Origin of the sequence: Phyllobacterium myrsinacearum (genome assembly GCF_002980555.1) — a bacterium.
In the GTDB taxonomy this organism is placed as follows: Bacteria; Pseudomonadota; Alphaproteobacteria; order Rhizobiales; family Rhizobiaceae; genus Phyllobacterium; species Phyllobacterium myrsinacearum.
The window spans coordinates 109,292-126,011 of the sequence record NZ_PVBT01000005.1; the positions used below are offsets into that span (position 1 = coordinate 109,292).

The 16,720-nt window shown below is 62.4% G+C and carries 17 protein-coding genes; 8 read left to right on the forward strand and 9 right to left on the reverse strand.

Going from position 1 to position 16,720, the window contains the following annotated elements; all coding sequences use genetic code 11:
• From C5750_RS17050 to C5750_RS17065, 4 genes are read right to left on the reverse strand one after another with little or no spacing between them, the layout of a single operon-like run.
• The gene (locus tag C5750_RS17050; protein ID WP_105735127.1) at nucleotides 1–813 is read right to left on the reverse strand and encodes an enoyl-CoA hydratase family protein; all 813 of its coding nucleotides are present in this window, start codon (nucleotides 811–813) and stop codon (nucleotides 1–3) included.
• Nucleotides 806–1,309 (reverse strand): MarR family winged helix-turn-helix transcriptional regulator, encoded by a 504-nt coding sequence (locus C5750_RS17055; protein WP_105735128.1) that lies wholly within the window; start codon nucleotides 1,307–1,309, stop codon nucleotides 806–808. Before C5750_RS17055 ends, C5750_RS17050 begins: the two co-directional genes overlap by 8 nt.
• Nucleotides 1,306–2,070, reverse strand: a complete 765-nt coding sequence (locus C5750_RS17060; RefSeq protein WP_105735129.1) for an SDR family NAD(P)-dependent oxidoreductase — start codon at nucleotides 2,068–2,070, stop codon at nucleotides 1,306–1,308. The genes C5750_RS17055 and C5750_RS17060 overlap by 4 nt, the downstream gene beginning before the upstream one ends.
• The gene (locus tag C5750_RS17065) at nucleotides 2,071–4,368 is read right to left on the reverse strand and encodes a bifunctional salicylyl-CoA 5-hydroxylase/oxidoreductase (protein ID WP_105735130.1); all 2,298 of its coding nucleotides are present in this window, start codon (nucleotides 4,366–4,368) and stop codon (nucleotides 2,071–2,073) included.
• A gap of 137 nt (nucleotides 4,369–4,505) precedes the next feature.
• Here C5750_RS17065 and C5750_RS17070 point away from each other — a divergent pair, with 137 nt between their 5' ends.
• From C5750_RS17070 to C5750_RS17100, 7 genes are all read left to right on the forward strand, one after another.
• Nucleotides 4,506–5,270 (forward strand): enoyl-CoA hydratase-related protein, encoded by a 765-nt coding sequence (locus tag C5750_RS17070; RefSeq protein WP_105735131.1) that lies wholly within the window; start codon nucleotides 4,506–4,508, stop codon nucleotides 5,268–5,270.
• 1 nt (nucleotide 5,271) lies between these two features.
• Nucleotides 5,272–6,690: a 3-hydroxyacyl-CoA dehydrogenase NAD-binding domain-containing protein gene (locus tag C5750_RS17075; protein ID WP_158531307.1), complete on the forward strand. Its 1,419-nt coding sequence runs from the start codon at nucleotides 5,272–5,274 to the stop codon at nucleotides 6,688–6,690.
• A gap of 70 nt (nucleotides 6,691–6,760) precedes the next feature.
• Nucleotides 6,761–7,897, forward strand: coding sequence for an ABC transporter substrate-binding protein (locus C5750_RS17080; RefSeq protein WP_105735133.1), 1,137 nt, complete (start codon nucleotides 6,761–6,763; stop codon nucleotides 7,895–7,897).
• Nucleotides 7,898–7,973: 76 nt separating this feature from the next.
• A complete protein-coding gene (locus C5750_RS17085) occupies nucleotides 7,974–8,894 on the forward strand; it encodes a branched-chain amino acid ABC transporter permease (RefSeq protein WP_105735134.1) in 921 nt (306 codons plus the stop codon).
• 8 nt (nucleotides 8,895–8,902) lie between these two features.
• The gene (locus C5750_RS17090; RefSeq protein ID WP_105735135.1) at nucleotides 8,903–9,886 is read left to right on the forward strand and encodes a branched-chain amino acid ABC transporter permease; all 984 of its coding nucleotides are present in this window, start codon (nucleotides 8,903–8,905) and stop codon (nucleotides 9,884–9,886) included.
• Nucleotides 9,879–10,628 (forward strand): ABC transporter ATP-binding protein, encoded by a 750-nt coding sequence (locus tag C5750_RS17095; RefSeq protein ID WP_105735136.1) that lies wholly within the window; start codon nucleotides 9,879–9,881, stop codon nucleotides 10,626–10,628. Before C5750_RS17090 ends, C5750_RS17095 begins: the two co-directional genes overlap by 8 nt.
• Entirely contained in the window at nucleotides 10,625–11,311 is a 687-nt protein-coding gene (locus tag C5750_RS17100) for an ABC transporter ATP-binding protein (protein ID WP_199538036.1), read from the forward strand. The genes C5750_RS17095 and C5750_RS17100 overlap by 4 nt, the downstream gene beginning before the upstream one ends.
• 36 nt (nucleotides 11,312–11,347) lie before the next feature.
• Here C5750_RS17100 and C5750_RS17105 read toward each other — a convergent pair whose 3' ends face one another.
• Nucleotides 11,348–13,642, reverse strand: coding sequence for a heavy metal translocating P-type ATPase (locus C5750_RS17105; RefSeq protein WP_105735137.1), 2,295 nt, complete (start codon nucleotides 13,640–13,642; stop codon nucleotides 11,348–11,350).
• 70 nt (nucleotides 13,643–13,712) lie between these two features.
• Between C5750_RS17105 and C5750_RS17110 the strand changes: the two genes are divergently transcribed.
• A complete protein-coding gene (locus C5750_RS17110; RefSeq protein ID WP_105735390.1) occupies nucleotides 13,713–14,135 on the forward strand; it encodes a MerR family transcriptional regulator in 423 nt (140 codons plus the stop codon).
• A gap of 41 nt (nucleotides 14,136–14,176) precedes the next feature.
• Here the strand turns inward: C5750_RS17110 and C5750_RS17115 are convergent, their stop codons facing one another.
• From C5750_RS17115 to C5750_RS17130, 4 genes are all read right to left on the reverse strand, one after another.
• Nucleotides 14,177–14,893, reverse strand: coding sequence for a L,D-transpeptidase (locus C5750_RS17115; RefSeq protein ID WP_105735138.1), 717 nt, complete (start codon nucleotides 14,891–14,893; stop codon nucleotides 14,177–14,179).
• A gap of 192 nt (nucleotides 14,894–15,085) precedes the next feature.
• Nucleotides 15,086–15,805, reverse strand: a complete 720-nt coding sequence (locus C5750_RS17120) for an MgtC/SapB family protein (RefSeq protein ID WP_105735139.1) — start codon at nucleotides 15,803–15,805, stop codon at nucleotides 15,086–15,088.
• A gap of 21 nt (nucleotides 15,806–15,826) precedes the next feature.
• Nucleotides 15,827–16,315: a DUF2493 domain-containing protein gene (locus C5750_RS17125; RefSeq protein WP_105735140.1), complete on the reverse strand. Its 489-nt coding sequence runs from the start codon at nucleotides 16,313–16,315 to the stop codon at nucleotides 15,827–15,829.
• A 39-nt stretch (nucleotides 16,316–16,354) separates the two neighbouring features.
• Complete coding sequence (locus tag C5750_RS17130) at nucleotides 16,355–16,645, reverse strand: hypothetical protein (protein ID WP_130272216.1); 291 nt, start codon at nucleotides 16,643–16,645, stop codon at nucleotides 16,355–16,357.
• Nucleotides 16,646–16,720 lie beyond the last annotated feature (75 nt).

Genomic DNA, 16,720 nt, shown 5'->3' on the forward strand with positions numbered 1-16,720 from the left:
TCAATCGCCCTTGAATACCGGGGTCTGATGCGCAACGAAGGCATCGTAGGCCCGCTGGAAATCCTGCGTCTGCATGCACAGGGCCTGTGCCTGCGCCTCCGCTTCGATGGCCTGGTCGATGGACATGGACCATTCCTGATTGAGCATGGTCTTGGTCATCATATGGCCGAATGTCGGCCCTTCGGCGAGACGCCTTGCCAGTTTGAGCGCCTCATCGTCCAATACATCCGGCGCGACAATGCGGTTGTAAAAGCCCCAGCGCTCGCCCTCTTCGGCGGACATGCTGCGCCCGGTATAAAGCAGTTCGGCCGCGCGGCCCTGACCGATGATCCTTGGCAGGATGGCGCAGGCGCCCATGTCGCAACCGGCAAGCCCGACCCGCGTGAACAGGAAGGCGGTTTTGGCGGCCGGTGTCGCCAGACGCAGGTCGGATGCCATGGCGATGATCGCGCCTGCACCCACGCACACGCCATCCACGGCGGCGATGACCGGCTTGCCGCAATGCATGATGGCCTTGACCAGATCGCCCGTCATGCGGGTGAATTCCAGCAGGCTTTTCATGTCCATCTTCAACAACGGTCCGATGATGTCGTGCACATCGCCGCCCGAGCAGAAATTGCCGCCATTGGAGCCGAAAACCACGGCCTTGATGTCGTCGGCATAGACGAGCGCGCGAAAACAGTCGCGCAGTTCGGCATAGCTGTCGAAGGTCAGCGGGTTCTTGCGCTCCGGCCGGTCAAGCGAGATGACCGCAATGCCATCGGTGACATGCCATTTGAAATGGGTCGCCGTGTAATGTGCCATCTCACGCATCGTGTTCCCCCTCGCTGTACAGTCCCTGCGCATGTTCAATCGTATCCAGCGTGGCAAGCAGCCCGGCTGTCACATCCACCGGCAGGCTGCCAAAAATCTCGTTGATCCACAGCTCATGCGCGGCGGCCATCCGGGCGAATTCATCCCGGCCCCGCTGGGTCAGCCGGACCAGCATGGCGCGTTTGTCACCCGCAACGGGCACACGCAGCACCGACCCGTCCGACACGAGCCGCTCGATAATGCCGGTGACATTGCCGTTGGAAACCCGCAGCGCCGAGGAGAGCTCACTCATTTTCAGCCCCTCCTCGAACCGGTAGAGCGCGGCCATGACATCGAAACGCGGCAGGGTCGTATCGAACTCGACCCGCAGGTTTTCGCGCACCACCGCCTCGACATGCTTGGTCGCCTTGAGCATTTTCAGCCAGACGCGCAGGCTCTGCTTTACCTGCTCGGGCCCGGCTTTGCGGGCGGCGGACGGGCTGGTCTTGCTGCTCATACTTCGCCTCCTGAAATGGATATGGCCTGACCGGTGACGGAGCCGGAATGCGCGCCGCACAGCCAGAGCACCGCCTGCGCGATCTCCTCCGGCTGGATCAGACGTTTCTGCGGATTGGACGCGACAAGGGCTGCAACAGCGTCCGCATGGCTCTTGCCGGTTTTCTGCATGATCGTGCTGATGGAACGCTCGAGCATCGGCGTCTCGGTGAAGCCGGGACAGACGGCATTGACGGTGACCCCGGTCTTCGCCAGTTCCAGCGCCAGCGACTGCACCAGCCCGATCACGCCGTGCTTGGCCGCGGCATAGGCGGCCACATAGGGATAGCCTTTCAGGCCCGCCGTCGAGGCAATGGCAATCAGCCGCCCGTCATTTTTCGCCAGCATGTCAGGCAATCCGTGCTGGAAGGTCAGGAACACCCCGGTCAGATTGAGGTCGATCTGGCTTTGCCATGTCGCGAGATCAAGCTTCTGGAATGGTGTGCTGACGGCCGATCCGGCATTGGCAATGGCGATATCGAGCGGGCCGACATCGCTGCGGATGCGCTCGAACAGCTGGCGCGAGGATTCCGCACTGGTGACATCAACCGCGATGGGAACAATGCGTTCCGACTGTGCAGCGATGGCGCTCAGCGCTTCCATCCGGCGCCCCGCGATCACCACCTTTGCCCCCTCGCCCGCCAGGGCAAGCGCAATGGCAGCGCCAACACCGGAACCGCCGCCGGTGACCAATGCGACCTTGCCTTGAAGGGATTGTGTCATCTACGCGCCCTCGATGGGCGCGACGATTTCGGCCCGCTCCGCCAGCCGGTACATCTGATCCCGGCCGGGATAATAGGGTTTCGGCCAGTCCACGCCCTTGTCACCCAGCCCCACGGCCGCGTGCAGGGTCCAGTAGGGATCGGCCAGATGCGGGCGTGCAAGACACACCAGATCGGCGCGCCCGGCCAACAGAATGGAATTGGCATGGTCCGGCTCGTAGATATTGCCGACGGCCATGGTCGCCATCCCGGTCTCGTTGCGGATGCGGTCGGAGAAAGGCGTCTGGAACATGCGGCCATAGACCGGCTTTGCCTCTATCGAGGTTTGGCCTGCCGACACGTCGCAGATATCGACACCCGCCTCCTGCAACAGCCGCGCGATCTCGACAGCATCCTGCGGCGTGATGCCTTTCTCGCCCACCCAGTCATTGGCGGAAATACGCATGGAGATCGGCTTTCCCGATGGCCAGACGAGCCGCACCGCACGGAATATTTCAAGCGGATAGCGCATGCGGTTTTCCAGCGAGCCGCCATAGGCGTCGGTGCGGTTGTTCATGACGGGCGTTATGAAGGACGACAGGAGATAGCCGTGCGCCGCATGGATTTCCAGCATATCGAACCCGGCCCGGTCAGCCATTTCGGCCGAGGCAACGAACTGGTCCCGCACCCGGTCCATATCGGCGCGGGTCATGGCGATGGGGGTCTGGTTGTCCGGCGACCACGGCAGATCGGAGGCGGACAGAACCGGCCAGTTGCCATCAGGCAAGGGCACATCCGTTCCCTCCCAGCCGAGGCGTGTCGAGCCCTTCGCGCCGGAATGGCCAAGCTGGCAGCTGACCTTCGCCCCCGTCTCCGCATGGATGAAACCGACAATCCGTTTCCACGCCGCTTCGTGTTCCGGCGCATACATGCCCGTGCAGCCGGGCGTGATCCGCCCCTCGGGGCTGACGCAGGTCATCTCGATGGTCACCAGACCCGCCCCGCCCTTGGCACGCTCGCCGTAGTGGACGAGATGCCAATCGGTGGGCGTTCCGTCGATAGCCTTGTACTGCGCCATCGGCGAGACCACGATGCGGTTCTTCAGGGTCATGTCGCGCAGCCTGAACGGCGCAAACATCGGCGCGCGCTGCGTTCCCTTTTTTGCACCGGCCTTTTCCTGAAACCACGCTTCGGCGCTTCCCAGCCATGTCCTGTCGCGCAGCCGCAGGTTTTCATGGCTGATGCGCTGGGAGCGGGTCAGAAGCGAATAGTTGAACTGGACGGGATCAAGATCGAAATAGCGCTCGACCTCCTCGAACCATTCGAGTGAATTGCGCGCCGCCGATTGCAGCCGCAGCACCTGCAGCCGCCGTTCATCCTCGTATTTGGCAAAGGCATCCGCGACGGACTTTTCCGAGTGGAGATAATTGGCAAGGGCAATCGCGCTTTCCAGCGCCAGCTTGGTGCCGGAACCGATGGAGAAATGCGCGGTCGCCGCCGCGTCGCCGAGCAGCACCACATTGTCGTGGGACCACTTTTCGCACAGCACACGCGGAAAACTGATCCAGGCGGAACCACGGATATGGTTGGCATTGGTCATCAGCGCATGACCACCGAGATATCTGGCGAAAATCCGCTCACAGACCGCGATCGACTCCTGCTGGCTCATGCCGCCAAAGCCGAACTTATCCCAGGTCTCCTGGCTGCATTCGACGATGAAGGTCGCCGTATCGGCATCGAACTGGTAGGCATGCGCCCAGACCCAGCCGTGCTCCGTCTCCTCGAAAATGAAGGTGAAGGCATCGTCGAATTTCTGGTGCGTGCCAAGCCAGACGAACTTGCACTTGCGCGTGTCGATTTCCGGCTTGAAATGTGCGGCAAACGTCGAACGGGCACGGGAATTCAATCCGTCGGCGGCAACGACCAGATCGTAATCCCTGGCGAGGGCGGCGATGTCTTCAACAGGTGTTTCAAACTGCAGCTTGACGCCGAGTTCACGCGCCCGCTCCTGCAGCAGCATCAGCAGCGTCTTGCGCCCGATGCCGCAAAAGCCATGGCCGGTCGATACCGTCTCGGTCTGCTTGAAATGAACGGCGATATCGTCCCAATAGGCGAAATGCGCACGGATCGCCTCCGCGCTGACGGGATCGTTGGCGGCAAGATTGGACAGGGTTTCGCTCGACAGTACCACGCCCCAGCCGAACGTGTCATCGGCCCGGTTGCGCTCGATCACCGTGATGTCGTGGCCGGGATCGCGCAGCTTCATGCTGATCGCGAAATAGAGACCGGCGGGCCCTCCTCCAAGACAAGCGATCTTCATCAGGCATACTCCCGTTTGACCTTGCGCATCGTGTCACCGCATCAAAATAATTTCAAGCATGAAATTTCAAGCTTGAATAATTTCCGATTTATAGGGATAGTCAGGTCAAGCAGAGCAAACTGCAGGGGGGATGCGATATGGAAAACTATATCCAAACCGACGTGAAGGATGGTTATGCCATCCTGACATTGACACGCCCCGAGGCGCGCAATGCGCTGAACACCAGCATGCTCAGGCAGCTGGCCGACAGCCTCGCGCGCTTTGACCGCGACCCCGAAATCCGCACCATCATCCTCACCGGCGCCGAAGGCAATTTCGCCTCGGGCGCCGATATCGGCGAGATCGCCGACAAGACATCCGTCGATGGCGTGCACGATCTGCGCCTGCATGCCTGGGACGCCATCGCCAGGGTGCGCAAACCGCTGATCGCGGCGGTCGAGGGCTATTGTCTCGGCGGCGGATTTGAACTGGCGCAGCGCTGCGACCTGATCGTTGCGGCCGGCAATGCCACTTTCGGACAGCCGGAAATCCGGCTCGGCCTCATTCCCGGTGCGGGCGGCATTCAGCGGCTGACAGCGCTTCTCGGCAAATCCCGGGCGATGCGGCTGCTGCTGACCGGTGAAACGATCAGCGGCACCGACGCGTTCGACTGGGGTATTGCCTCGCACGGCACCCCTGCCGGGGAAAGCCTTGCGGCGGCTGAAGACCTTGCCGCCAAACTCGCCAGGGGCGCACCGCTGGCCCAGCAATTCGTCAAGCAGGCGGTGCTGACCGCGCTGGACGATCAGAATGCCCTGGCGCTGGAACGCCGGTCGTTCGAGCTGCTTTTGTCCACCGACGACAAGGCCGAGGGCATCGCCGCCTTTCGCGCCAAGCGCCAGCCTGAATTCCGGGGGCGCTAGCATGGGGCAGCCGGTCGATATCGCAGGCGTCGCCGGTGCAGGCACCATGGGCCGGGGCATCGCGCATCTGCTGGCACGATCCGGAATAAGAACGATCCTCTACGATACGCAGGACGGCATGGCCGAGAGGGCGAAGGCGACAATCCTTGCCGACATCGGCCAGCGCATCGCCCGCGGCAAATCAACGGAAGCCGAGCGCGAGGCCTGCGCCAGGAATATCGTCATTGCCGGCACCGTGCAGGGTATGGCACCGGCGCACCTCGTCATCGAAGCCATCATCGAGACGCTGGAGGCCAAGGCCGAGCTGTTTCAGGCACTGGAAGCGGTCTGCGCCGCGAATTGCCTTTTTGCCACCAACACCTCTTCCCTTTCCGTCGAAGCGATTGCACGCACGATCCAACGCCCGCAGCGCTTCGCAGGACTGCATTTCTTCAACCCCGCCCCGCTGATGAAGCTGGTCGAGGTCGTCGCCGGGCCACAAACGGAAGCAGGCGTGACGGAGCGGCTGTCCGGTCTCGTCAAGACCCTGGGCAAGCAGCCCGTCGAGGTGGGCGATAGCCCCGGCTTCCTCGTCAATCGCTGTGCCCGGCCTTTTTACGGCGAAGCGCTCCAGCTGCTCGAAGACGGCGTTACCGATGCCGCAACCATCGACATGTGCCTTACATCGTCAGGCGGTTTTCCACTTGGGCCGTTCGAGCTGATCGATCTTGTCGGCGTGGACATCAACCTCGCTGCGACAACCTCCGTATGGCAGGGGTTCGACCAGTCGCCGCGCTTCAAGCCATCGCCGCTCCTTGAGGACATGAAGGCGGCGGGCAGGCTCGGCCGCAAAACCGGAAGCGGGTTTTTCACCTATCCGCGCCAGGACAACGTGCTGGCGGGGGAAAATCATATATCCACCGCCAACGAACTGAAGCGGCAACTGGAAACACGCACCGGTGTTGCCGTGCATCTGAGCGACGGGCGGACGGCCCGCGAACTGTCCGCGGACAGCCGCCAGCCGGTTATCGTGCTTGACCGGCAGATCGGCCAGTGGCGCGGTCCCGTTTCCCTCGCCTTCGCCCAGCATGATCTGCGTGATGCCGATATCCAGTCCATAGCGCTGCAGGCCAAATCGCTCGGTGTTGAACTGCACGAGGTGACGGACACGCCAGGCCTCGTATTTCTGCGCGTGGCGGCCATGCTGGTCAACGAAGCCGCCTTCGCCTTCGAGCAGGGATTGGCCACCACAGCGGGGATCGACACCGCCTTGAAACTCGGCCTGAATTTCCGCCACGGCCCGCACGAAATGCTGGAGGCGCTAGGCCTCCCAGCGGTCAGCAACACGCTGGAGCGCTGCGGCCGGACCCATCCTTCCGGGCGATATGATGCCTGTCCCGCTCTGGCGGACTTTGCGGAGGACGCAACAACCAAGCGTTAGTTGGCACGGGCACTTGCATCGCGAATCAATTTAGAATTGAGATGAACCATAAAATAAGGGGAACGACGCAATGAAACGAATAGCAGCAGCGGCATTGATGGCAGGTTTGACTTTTGCCGGTCAGGCCATGGCAGAGCCCGTGAAGATCGGCATGATCACGACATTGTCCGGCGGCGGCGCAGGCCTTGGCATCGACATACGCGATGGCTTCCTTCTCGCCATCAACGAGTCCGGCAACAAGGACATCAAGGTCATCGTCGAGGACGATGCGCAGAAGCCGGAACTCGCCGTGCAGATCGCCGACAAGATGGTCCAGAGCGAAAAAGTCGACATCCTGACCGGCATCGTCTGGTCGAACCTCGCCATGGCTGTCGTGCCGGGTGTTGTCGGCCAGGGCACATTCTACCTCTCGACCAATGCCGGACCGTCGGCACTGGCGGGCGCCAACTGCAACCCCAATTATTTCAACGTCGCCTACCAGAACGACAATCTGCATGAGGCCATGGGCAATTATGCCAACACGGCCAACTACAAGAAGACCTTCATTCTTGCGCCGAACTATCCCGCGGGCACCGATGCACTGACGGGCTTCAAGCGCTTCTACAAGGGTGCGCTGGCAGGCGAGCTCTACACCAAGGTCGGCCAGACCGATTATGCCACCGAGATCGCGCAGATCCGCGCCTCCGGCGCCGATTCCGTCTACTTCTTCCTGCCCGGCGGCATGGGTATTGCCTTCATGAAGCAGTATTCGCAGTCCGGCATTTCCACGCCAGTCATGGGACCCGGCTTCTCCTTCGATCAGGATGTGCTTGGCGCTATCGGCGATGCGGCCATCGGCGTGAAGAACTCGTCGCATTGGTCGAAGGACCTCGATAATGCGGCCAACAAGAAGTATGTCGCGGCCTTCAAGGCCGAGTACAAGCGCCTGCCGTCACTCTATGCGACACAGGGCTATGACACCGCCAACCTGATCCTCTCGGCGGTCGCCAAGGCCAGCGTCAAGGACAAGGATGCGTTCCGGGCCGCGCTCAAGGAAGCCAAGTTCGATTCGGTGCGCGGCAAGTTCAAGTTCGGCAACAACAATCACCCGATCCAGGACATTTATGTGCGCGAAGTGATCAAGGAAGACGGCGTTCTCACCAACAAGATCGTCGCCACCAGCTTCACCGACCATCAGGATGCCTATGCGGCCAGCTGCAAGATGTGAACGATAGACGGGCGCGCGGACGAAAAAAACGCGCGCCCTTTCTGCCAGTGATCGTCTCATCGGATTGGATTGAACCTTGTCTTCGGCTCTCCTCATCGAACAAGCCCTGAACGGCCTGCAGTTCGGCGTCATGCTGTTTCTGATGGCCGCCGGATTGACGCTGATCTTCGGCGTCATGGGCGTGATCAACCTTGCCCACGGCTCGCTTTACATGGTGGGGGCTTTCGCCTGCGCGGCGGTGGCCGCCTATACCGGCTCGTTCTGGCTTGGCCTGGTGGCAAGCCTCATTGCCGCTGCCGCTGCCGGAGCCATCGTCGAAATCACCGTGATCCGCCGCCTCTACAACCGCGATCATCTCGATCAGGTGCTCGCGACCTTCGCGCTCATCCTGATCTTTTCCGAGGGCACGCGCTGGGTTTTCGGCTCCTTCCCGCTCTATCTCGACATACCGAAAGTGCTGCAGGGCGCGATCAGCCTGCCGGGCGGCGGGCAATACCAGCTTTACCGGCTTGCCATTATCGGTGCCGGTCTCATCGTCGCCATCGGGCTTTATCTGCTGATTGCCAAGACGCGGCTCGGCATGCGCATCCGCGCCGGTGAATCCGACCGGGAAATGATCGGCGCACTCGGCGTCGACATCGCTTCGCTCAACACCATCGTCTTTGCCCTCGGCGCAGCGCTGGCCGGTCTTGCCGGTGCGCTGGTCGGCGCGCTGCAGTCGGTGCAGGTCGGCATGGGCGAACCGGTGCTCATTCTCGCCTTCGTCGTCATCGTCATCGGCGGCATCGGCTCCATCAAGGGCGCGCTCGCCGGTGCCATTCTTGTCGGCGTGGTCGACACCATGGGCCGTTTCCTGCTGCCGCAGCTCTTCGCCCTGTTCATGCAGCCGTCGCAGGCGGCAACCGCGGGCGCAGCCATCGCCTCGATGCTCATCTACATCGTCATGGCCTTCATTCTGGCAGTGAGGCCGAAGGGCCTCTTTGCGGTCAATGCGTGAGGGGCGGGATGGCTGATCGCGAACGCCTTGTGAATATTGCCCTTGCCCTGATCGTACCGGCCTGCGCCCTTGCCGCCTATGGCATGGGCGAGCCGTTCTACGTGACCCTTGCCACCCGCATCGCCATTCTCGCGCTTGCCGCAGTGGGGCTGAACCTTGCGCTTGGTCTTGGCGGCCTTGTCTCCTTCGGCCATGCGGCGTTTTTCGGCATTGGCGGCTATGCCGCCGGTATCTTTGCCACCCATGCCTTCAACCAGACCCCGCTGCTCGCCTCGCCCGTCGTCATCATGGCGACCAGCCAGATGCCGGTGATCTGGCTGGTGAGCGCTGTCGTCGCCGGTCTTGCCGCCTTGCTGATCGGCCTGATCAGCCTGCGCACGTCAGGCGTCTATTTCATCATGATCACCCTCGCCTTTGCCCAGATGATCTACTACTTCGCCATCTCGTGGCCCGCCTATGGCGGCGAGGACGGTCTGTCGATCACCATGCGCAACAGCTTTCCCGGTGTGAACACGCTCAATCCCCTCAGCTTTTTCCTCATCGCCTATGGCCTGCTCCTGCTGGCGCTGTTCGCCTTTTCCCGGCTCAGGGATTCGCGTTTCGGCGCGGCGCTGCAGGCCACGCGGCAGAACGAGGTGCGGGTGGCATCCATCGGCATCCGGCCGCTGCGCATCCGCCTTGTCGCCTTCATCATCTCCGGCATGATCACCGCCGTGGCGGGCGCGCTGTTTGCCGATCTCAACCGTTTTGCCGGTCCGTCCATGCTGTCATGGAGCATGTCCGGCGAACTCATCGTGCTGATCATACTGGGCGGCACCGGCCGTCTCTTCGGCCCTGTCGCGGGCGCCATCCTGTTCGTGCTGTTCGAATTTGCCCTCGGCGGACTGACCGAGCATTGGCAGCTCTTCCTCGGCCTCATTCTGCTCGCCGTCGTCCTGTTCGGGCGCGGCGGCCTCATCGGGCTTCTGGCCGGGAAGGTGCGTCATGGCTGAACCCGTCCTCAGCATCCGCAACCTGTGCAAATCCTTCGGCGCCCTGAAGGCCACCGACGATGTCAGCCTTGATCTGCGTCCGGGCGAAATCCACGCGCTGATCGGGCCGAACGGCGCGGGGAAATCGACCCTCATCCACCAGATCGCCGGAACGCTGAAGCACAATAGCGGCTCGATCCATTTCATGGGCCGGGATGTCTCGGCGCTTGGCGTTTCGCCCCGCGCGCAGATGGGGCTTGGCCGCACATTCCAGATCTCCTCGCTGGCGCCGGAATTCTCGGCACTGCGCAATGTCATGCTCGCCGTGCAGGCCAATCAGGGGTCGAGTTTCCGCTTCTGGAAACCTGTCATGGCCGATGCATCGCTCAAGGACACCGCGCGGGACATGCTTCATCGGGTGGGATTGCTCGAGCGGGCCGATATAGCCAGCGCCGCGCTTTCCCATGGCGAACGGCGGCAGCTGGAAATTGCAATGGCACTGGCGCTCGGTCCGAAAGCCTTCCTGCTCGACGAGCCGATGGCGGGCATGGGGCCGGAAGGCTCGAAACGCCTTACCGCCTTTCTCGACACGCTGCGGCACGAGGCGCCGATCCTTTTGATCGAACACGACATGGATGCCGTCTTTGCCCTCGCCGACCGCATTTCGGTGCTGGTCTATGGCCGCATCATCGCCACCGGTTCCGTCGACGACATCCGCCGCAATCCGCTGGTGCGCGAAGCCTATCTCGGGGAGAGCGTCTGATGCTGCTGGAACTTGACGGGGTCGAGACCTTCTACGGCGCGTCGCAGGCACTTTTCGGCGTCGATCTTGCCATGGCGGAAGGCGAAGCCGTTGCGCTGATGGGCCGCAACGGCATGGGCAAGACCACCACCATCCGCTCGATCTTCGGGCTCTCGCCGCTGCGCCGTGGCACGGTGCGTTTTGCCGGCCATGATATCTCGTCGGCAAAACCCTATCGCATTGCCCGGCTTGGCCTCGGCCTGGTGCCGGAAGGGCGGCGCTGCTTTCCCAATCTGACGGTGGCGGAAAATCTGCTGGCTTCGGCGCGAAGGGGTTTCTGGACGATCAAGGAGGTCCACGCCCTCTTTCCGCGCCTGGCGGAACGGTCCGGGCAATATGCCAACTCGCTGTCGGGCGGCGAGCAGCAGATGCTCGCGGTCGGGCGCGCCCTGATGGCCAACCCCAGACTTATTGTTCTCGACGAGGCGACGGAGGGCCTTGCGCCTGTTATCCGGCAGGAAATCTGGAAGGCCATCGCCGCCTTGAAGCAACAGGGCCAGTCCATTCTGGTCGTCGACAAGACCCTGTCCGAACTTCTGCCCGTGGCGGACCGCTGCTTTGTGCTGGAGCGGGGCCGCACCGTCTGGAGCGGTGTGCCGGCCGAATTGACCGGCGCGATACAGGACCGCTATCTCGGCGTCTGATGGCCTCCCCGGCGGGAGGCCATCAGACATGATGTCTTACGAACGGCCCTTCCAGCCGAGAAGCCGCATGGCATTGGCCGTCACCAGCACCGTCGCGCCGGTATCGGCAAGGATCGCCGGCCACAATCCGGTCAGCCCGATGATCGTCGTTACCAGGAAGACGGCCTTCAGGCCGAGCGCAACGCCGATGTTCTGGCGGATATTGTTCATCACCGTTTTCGACAGATCGACCATGTTGGCGACATCGATCACGCGGCCGTGCAGAATGGCGGCATCGGCGGTTTCAAGCGCCACATCGGTGCCGCCGCCCATGGCAATGCCAATATCGGCCGCAGCCAGCGCCGGAGCGTCGTTGATGCCGTCGCCAACCTTGGCCACGGTCAGGCCGGAACGCTGCATCTCGCCGACAATCCGCTGCTTGTCCTGCGGCAGCAGTTCCGCCCTCGGCTCGATCCCGAGCTTGGAAGCGATTGCCTTTGCGGTGCGGCTGTTGTCGCCAGTCAGCATGACCGCCTTGATGCCCTGCTCCTTGAGCACGGCAAGACCGCGCTCCGCATCGGCTCTTGGCTCGTCGCGCATGGCCAGCAGGCCCGCAAGAGTGCCATCGACAACCACGAGGGAAACCGTCTTCCCCTGATCGTTGAGTGCCGCGATGGCTGCTGTCTGCTCCGCGCTGAGCGGCGCCGTTGCGGCGACGGCCTGCGGTGAGCCAAGAAAGACGGCCTTGCCGCCGACGGTCCCCTCGACGCCCTTGCCCGAAACCGCCTTTGCCGCGGTGGACGGGAGAACGGCAACGGCATCCGCCTTGGCCCGGTCGAGAATGGCCACCGCCAGAGGATGGCTCGAACCGGTTTCCAGCGCCGCGGCCAGCGACAGCACGTCCTGTTCCGGCAGGCCGAATGACACGATATCCGTGACCACGGGCTTGCCTTCGGTCAGGGTTCCCGTCTTGTCGAAGGCAACGGCCGTCACCTTGCGGAAGGTTTCAAGCACGGCGCCGCCCTTCATCAGCAGCCCGCGCCGCGCACCGGCGGAGAGGCCGGCGGCAATGGCGGCAGGGGTTGAAATGACCAGCGCGCAGGGGCAGCCAATCAGGAGAATGGCAAGACCCTTATAGACCCATTCGCTCCAGATGCCGCCCATGAACAGCGGCGGTACGATAGCGACAAGCGCCGCGACAACCATGATTCCAGGCGTATAGTAGCGGGAGAAACCGTCGATGAACCGTTCTGTCGGCGCCTTGCTTTCCTGTGCCTCCTCAACGAGGCGGATCACGCGGGCGATGGTGTTGTCGCTTGACGTCGCGGTGACAGCGATGCGCAGGACGCCATCTGTATTGATGGTTCCGGCGAAAACGGGATCACCGGCATTCTTGCGCTTGGGCGTGCTTTCGCCCGTGACCGGCGCTTCGTCGATCTCACTGGTTCCCTCGGTGATGTCGCCATCGGCGGGAATGCGGTCACCCGGCCGCACGAGAATGATATCGCCAACGGCCAGAGTATCGGCAGGAACCGAGACGGTGTTGCCGCCACGCTCCACCAGCGCGGTTTTGGGAACGAGATCGGCGAGCCCCTGGATGCTGGCGCGGGCGCGCCCGGCGGCAACGCCTTCGAGCAGTTCGCCGATCAGGAACAGGAAGACCACGGCGGCGGCTTCCTCACCCGCACCGATGAACACGGCGCCGATGGCGGCGATGGTCATCAGCATTTCAATGGAGAAAGGCGTGCCCGAAAACGCAGCCATGATCGCCCGGCGGGCAATCGGGACAAGACCGACGAACATCGCCACGACAAAGGCCCAGTTGGCGATATCCGGGTTAAGTTTGCCGGCGGCGTAGGCCACAACGAGGGCAACGCCGCTGATGATGGTCAGAAAACCCTTGCGGCTCTGCCACCAGCGGGCGGGCCTGGCACTTGGCACCGGCGCAGCGGCCACGGCGGTGCTTGTGTCCGCATGGGCATGCCCGGAATGATCGTGACCGGCATGGTCATGACCGTCGTGATCATGGTCTGCGTGATCATGTGCGGCATGGCCGTGATCAGCATGGTTGTGGTTGGCATGATCATGCCCGCTGCACGAGGGCGCCGCCGCGGGGGCCGGGCTCTTGGCCGTCAGCGGCGAAACCTTGTAGCCAAGACCATTCACCTTTTTCTGGACGACGCCGAGATCAGCCGTTTCATCGTGCTTGACCGTCATGGTGCCCGCTGTCACCGACACGGAAATGTCGGCCACCCCAGGCAACCGGCGCACCGCCGTATCGATCTTGGCCGCGCAGCTTGCACAGTCCATGCCCTCGACCCGGAAGCGGGTTTGCGTTGGCGCTGCTGTCATGATTCAACCTCTCTTGACTCTGTTGCCGGCAAGGCTACATGCTCTAGCGACTAGAGGAGCAAGCGAAATGTTGAAAGAAATTTCAATCGGCGAAGCAGCAAAGCGCAGCGGCGTCAAAGTGCCGACCATCCGCTACTACGAACAGATCGGGCTGCTGGCGGCGCCGGCGCGCACCGACGGCAACCGGCGGCACTACGAGGACACGGATATCCGCCGGCTGGCATTCATCCGCCACGCGCGGGAGCTGGGTTTCGAGATCGACTCGATCCGCACCCTGCTGCACCTGCAGGATGATCCCAACCAGCCCTGCGAAACCGCCGACGGCATTGCCAATGCCCGGCTCATCGAAGTCGAGCAGCGCATCCGCAGCCTGAACGCGCTGAAGGCCGAGCTGGAACTGATGGTGGAGGGGTGCCGGCATGGCCGCGTTGCCGAATGCCGCGTCATCGAAATCCTCGCCGATCACGGCAAATGCGCGCACGCACAGCATTAGGCCGCAGTCACTACCGTCTGCGGCCTTGATGGCTCCGCCGGTCAGATGACCAGCAATGGGGCCTTGCCGGGGACGCGCTCATAGAGATCCATCACGTCCTGGTTGAACATGCGCACGCAGCCCGACGATGCTGACTTGCCGATGGAGTTCCAGTCCGGCGAGCCGTGAATACGGTACAGCGTGTCGACCCCGCCCTGAAAAATGTAGAGCGCACGGGAACCCAGGGGATTGTGGACGCCAGGCGGCATGCCCTGGCGCCATTTTTCCAGCTTCGGATCGCGTGAGATCATGGCCGATGGCGGTGTCCAGGTCGGCCACTTGCGCTTCCACTGAACGATGGCGCGCCCCTTCCAGGAATAGCCCTGACGGCCAAGCCCGACGCCATAGCGCATCGCCTTGCCGTTCTTCTGGACCAGATAAAGAAACTTGTCGACCGTGTTGACGACGATCGTGCCGGGCTTCTCCCCCGTCGGATCGTCGACGACCTGCCGCAGGAATTTTTCATTGACCTTGGCAAAGGGTATCGCCGGCAGCCGGTAGCCATCCTCTTCGACAGCCTGATACATGCTGATGTAATCGGGCCTTGCCGGTGCGGCAGTCTCAACGGGCGCGGGTGCGGGCTTGTCCGCCGGGATGGCATCCTGCGAACCGGCAAGATCGAGCGACTGTTTGGGCAGCTGGGCACAGGCAGCGACGGCTGAAACGCCAAGGAGCGACAGGCCGGTCAGGAATGACCGGCGCGAAACGAGGGATGACATTCTGTATGCTTTCAAACGATGGGACAGGCAGGGCGGACAGGCGGTCGTGGACACCGCTTGCCCCATCCTTTTAAAACGGATCGCGGCAACTATGTGTCAAAAACAAGGCAAACCGTAATGTCTGTGGCGGTGTTGCAATATGATCACAATAAATATCAACCTGTAAACTTACGTGATAAGATAACGGGACGGCTAATCCTTCGTGCTTCCTTCCCAGGTTCCGTGCGAAATGCCGTGCTGCTTTTCCATATGGGCAATCACCGCGTCAATCTCGTCGGGATCAATCGCGGTGCTGACCAGCGTGGCAACGATTTCCACGGTCTCTTCGTCGCCCTGGTCGGTGATTTCCACATCGCTGACGGGATAATCCGCCTCTTCAAGCCGCTCGACCAGAAGATCGCGCATGGTCGGCATGGCCGCACGGGTCGATATCAGCTTGACCTCATAGGTGGCTTCCGCCGCTTGCTCGCTGATCGGGATGCGGTTGATGACATTGACCAGCGGGCGCAGCAGCGTGTTGCCGGCCAGGACAAACACCGTCAGCAGCGCCGCTTCGGCAAGCATGTCCGTCCCGGCACAGGCACCCACCGCCGCTGAACACCAGAGCGTCGCCGCGGTGTTCAGCCCCCGCACGTTCATCCCCTCCTTCATGATCACGCCCGCGCCGAGAAAGCCGATGCCGGAAACCACATAGGAAATGACCCGGACCGCTTCCGTCGTCCCGGCAATCCGCTGCGCCAGGTCGACGAAGGCCGCCGAACCAATGGCGACAAGCACATTGGTGCGCAGTCCGGCCGTCCGCTGCCTGTACTGGCGCTCGGCACCGATCAGCGTGCCGAAGATGAAGGCGGCGACGAAGCTGATGGTCGTATCGAGAAAGGGATAGAGATCGAATGTCTGTATGAACTTCATGGGGTCACCGCGGCTGGCTGGTTATGCGAGGCTAGCATTTCTCCGGTTAACAATGATGACAGTTTCTGTCATCGCGAGACGGGCGGCTTGCCCCAGCATGTCGCCCTCCGGATTGTCGGCACAATAGGCAGCGGAAGAACCCGCCTCACCCTGCGGCAGCCGCCCGGCATAGGCCGTGATCACCGGAATATGCCTGGCATGGGCCTGCTGCACCAGTTCCTGCAGATGCCTGCCGCCGGGAAAGGCCAGCAGCGCATCGGGACGGCTGTCTTCCAGCATGAAGCGGTTGCGCTTCGTGTCCGCCTGCTTTCCCAGCAGCGACCAGTTGGCGGGATAGCGGACGATATGGACATCGTTCTGCCGGGCCCAGTCCTCGGCCACCGATCCCAGGGCAGGAAGACCGCCATGGATGAGAACCGTTACCGGACAGGCCGCATGGATGCGGTTCAGTTCGTCGAGAATGGCTTCGGCGACATCGAAATGCCGTCCGCCGGAAATCAAAAGGCGCATGATGTGCTCCTTGCAGTCTGTGTTGACATGAGAAATGTGCTACCAGCGCGCACGCCGCATGATGCGGATCGCGCTCTGGTTGAGGGACGACGACCACTGAATGAGGCGCCAGCTTTGACGGCGATTGAGAACGCGCCAGCGGTGCAGCCGTGTGGCAAGCCGGAACAGCCCCTGCCCCGTCACGGCCAAAAGCCAGCAGAGCCATCGCAGAAACTGATCCCTTATCCGGGAACGGCGCGGTTCGGGGCGCCGGGATTGACGTTTGGGCGAACCGCCCCACGAACCATGGGGTGTTGCACCAGGCTGAAACGGCAGCAGAAAAGCGGTCATGACCATATCGGATCTCCTCTGGCATCAAGGATTTGCATAGCGGCATTGGGAGAACAGCGGGCGATGATGACATCG

Bases quoted from the DNA above. Each gene is read 5' to 3' on its own strand.
- C5750_RS17055 (WP_105735128.1), bottom strand. From the start codon at position 1,309: ATGAGCAGCAAGACCAGCCCGTCCGCCGCCCGCAAAGCCGGGCCCGAG.
- C5750_RS17125 (WP_105735140.1), bottom strand. From the start codon at position 16,315: ATGCGCCTTTTGATTTCCGGCGGACGGCATTTCGATGTCGCCGAAGCC.
- C5750_RS17130 (WP_130272216.1), bottom strand. From the start codon at position 16,645: ATGACCGCTTTTCTGCTGCCGTTTCAGCCTGGTGCAACACCCCATGGT.
- C5750_RS17090 (WP_105735135.1), top strand. From the start codon at position 8,903: ATGGCTGATCGCGAACGCCTTGTGAATATTGCCCTTGCCCTGATCGTA.
- C5750_RS17065 (WP_105735130.1), bottom strand. From the start codon at position 4,368: ATGAAGATCGCTTGTCTTGGAGGAGGGCCCGCCGGTCTCTATTTCGCG.
- C5750_RS17120 (WP_105735139.1), bottom strand. From the start codon at position 15,805: ATGAAGTTCATACAGACATTCGATCTCTATCCCTTTCTCGATACGACC.
- C5750_RS17095 (WP_105735136.1), top strand. From the start codon at position 9,879: ATGGCTGAACCCGTCCTCAGCATCCGCAACCTGTGCAAATCCTTCGGC.
- C5750_RS17060 (WP_105735129.1), bottom strand. From the start codon at position 2,070: ATGACACAATCCCTTCAAGGCAAGGTCGCATTGGTCACCGGCGGCGGT.
- C5750_RS17105 (WP_105735137.1), bottom strand. From the start codon at position 13,642: ATGACAGCAGCGCCAACGCAAACCCGCTTCCGGGTCGAGGGCATGGAC.
- C5750_RS17075 (WP_158531307.1), top strand. From the start codon at position 5,272: ATGGGGCAGCCGGTCGATATCGCAGGCGTCGCCGGTGCAGGCACCATG.
- C5750_RS17115 (WP_105735138.1), bottom strand. From the start codon at position 14,893: ATGTCATCCCTCGTTTCGCGCCGGTCATTCCTGACCGGCCTGTCGCTC.
- C5750_RS17070 (WP_105735131.1), top strand. From the start codon at position 4,506: ATGGAAAACTATATCCAAACCGACGTGAAGGATGGTTATGCCATCCTG.
- C5750_RS17050 (WP_105735127.1), bottom strand. From the start codon at position 813: ATGCGTGAGATGGCACATTACACGGCGACCCATTTCAAATGGCATGTC.
- C5750_RS17080 (WP_105735133.1), top strand. From the start codon at position 6,761: ATGAAACGAATAGCAGCAGCGGCATTGATGGCAGGTTTGACTTTTGCC.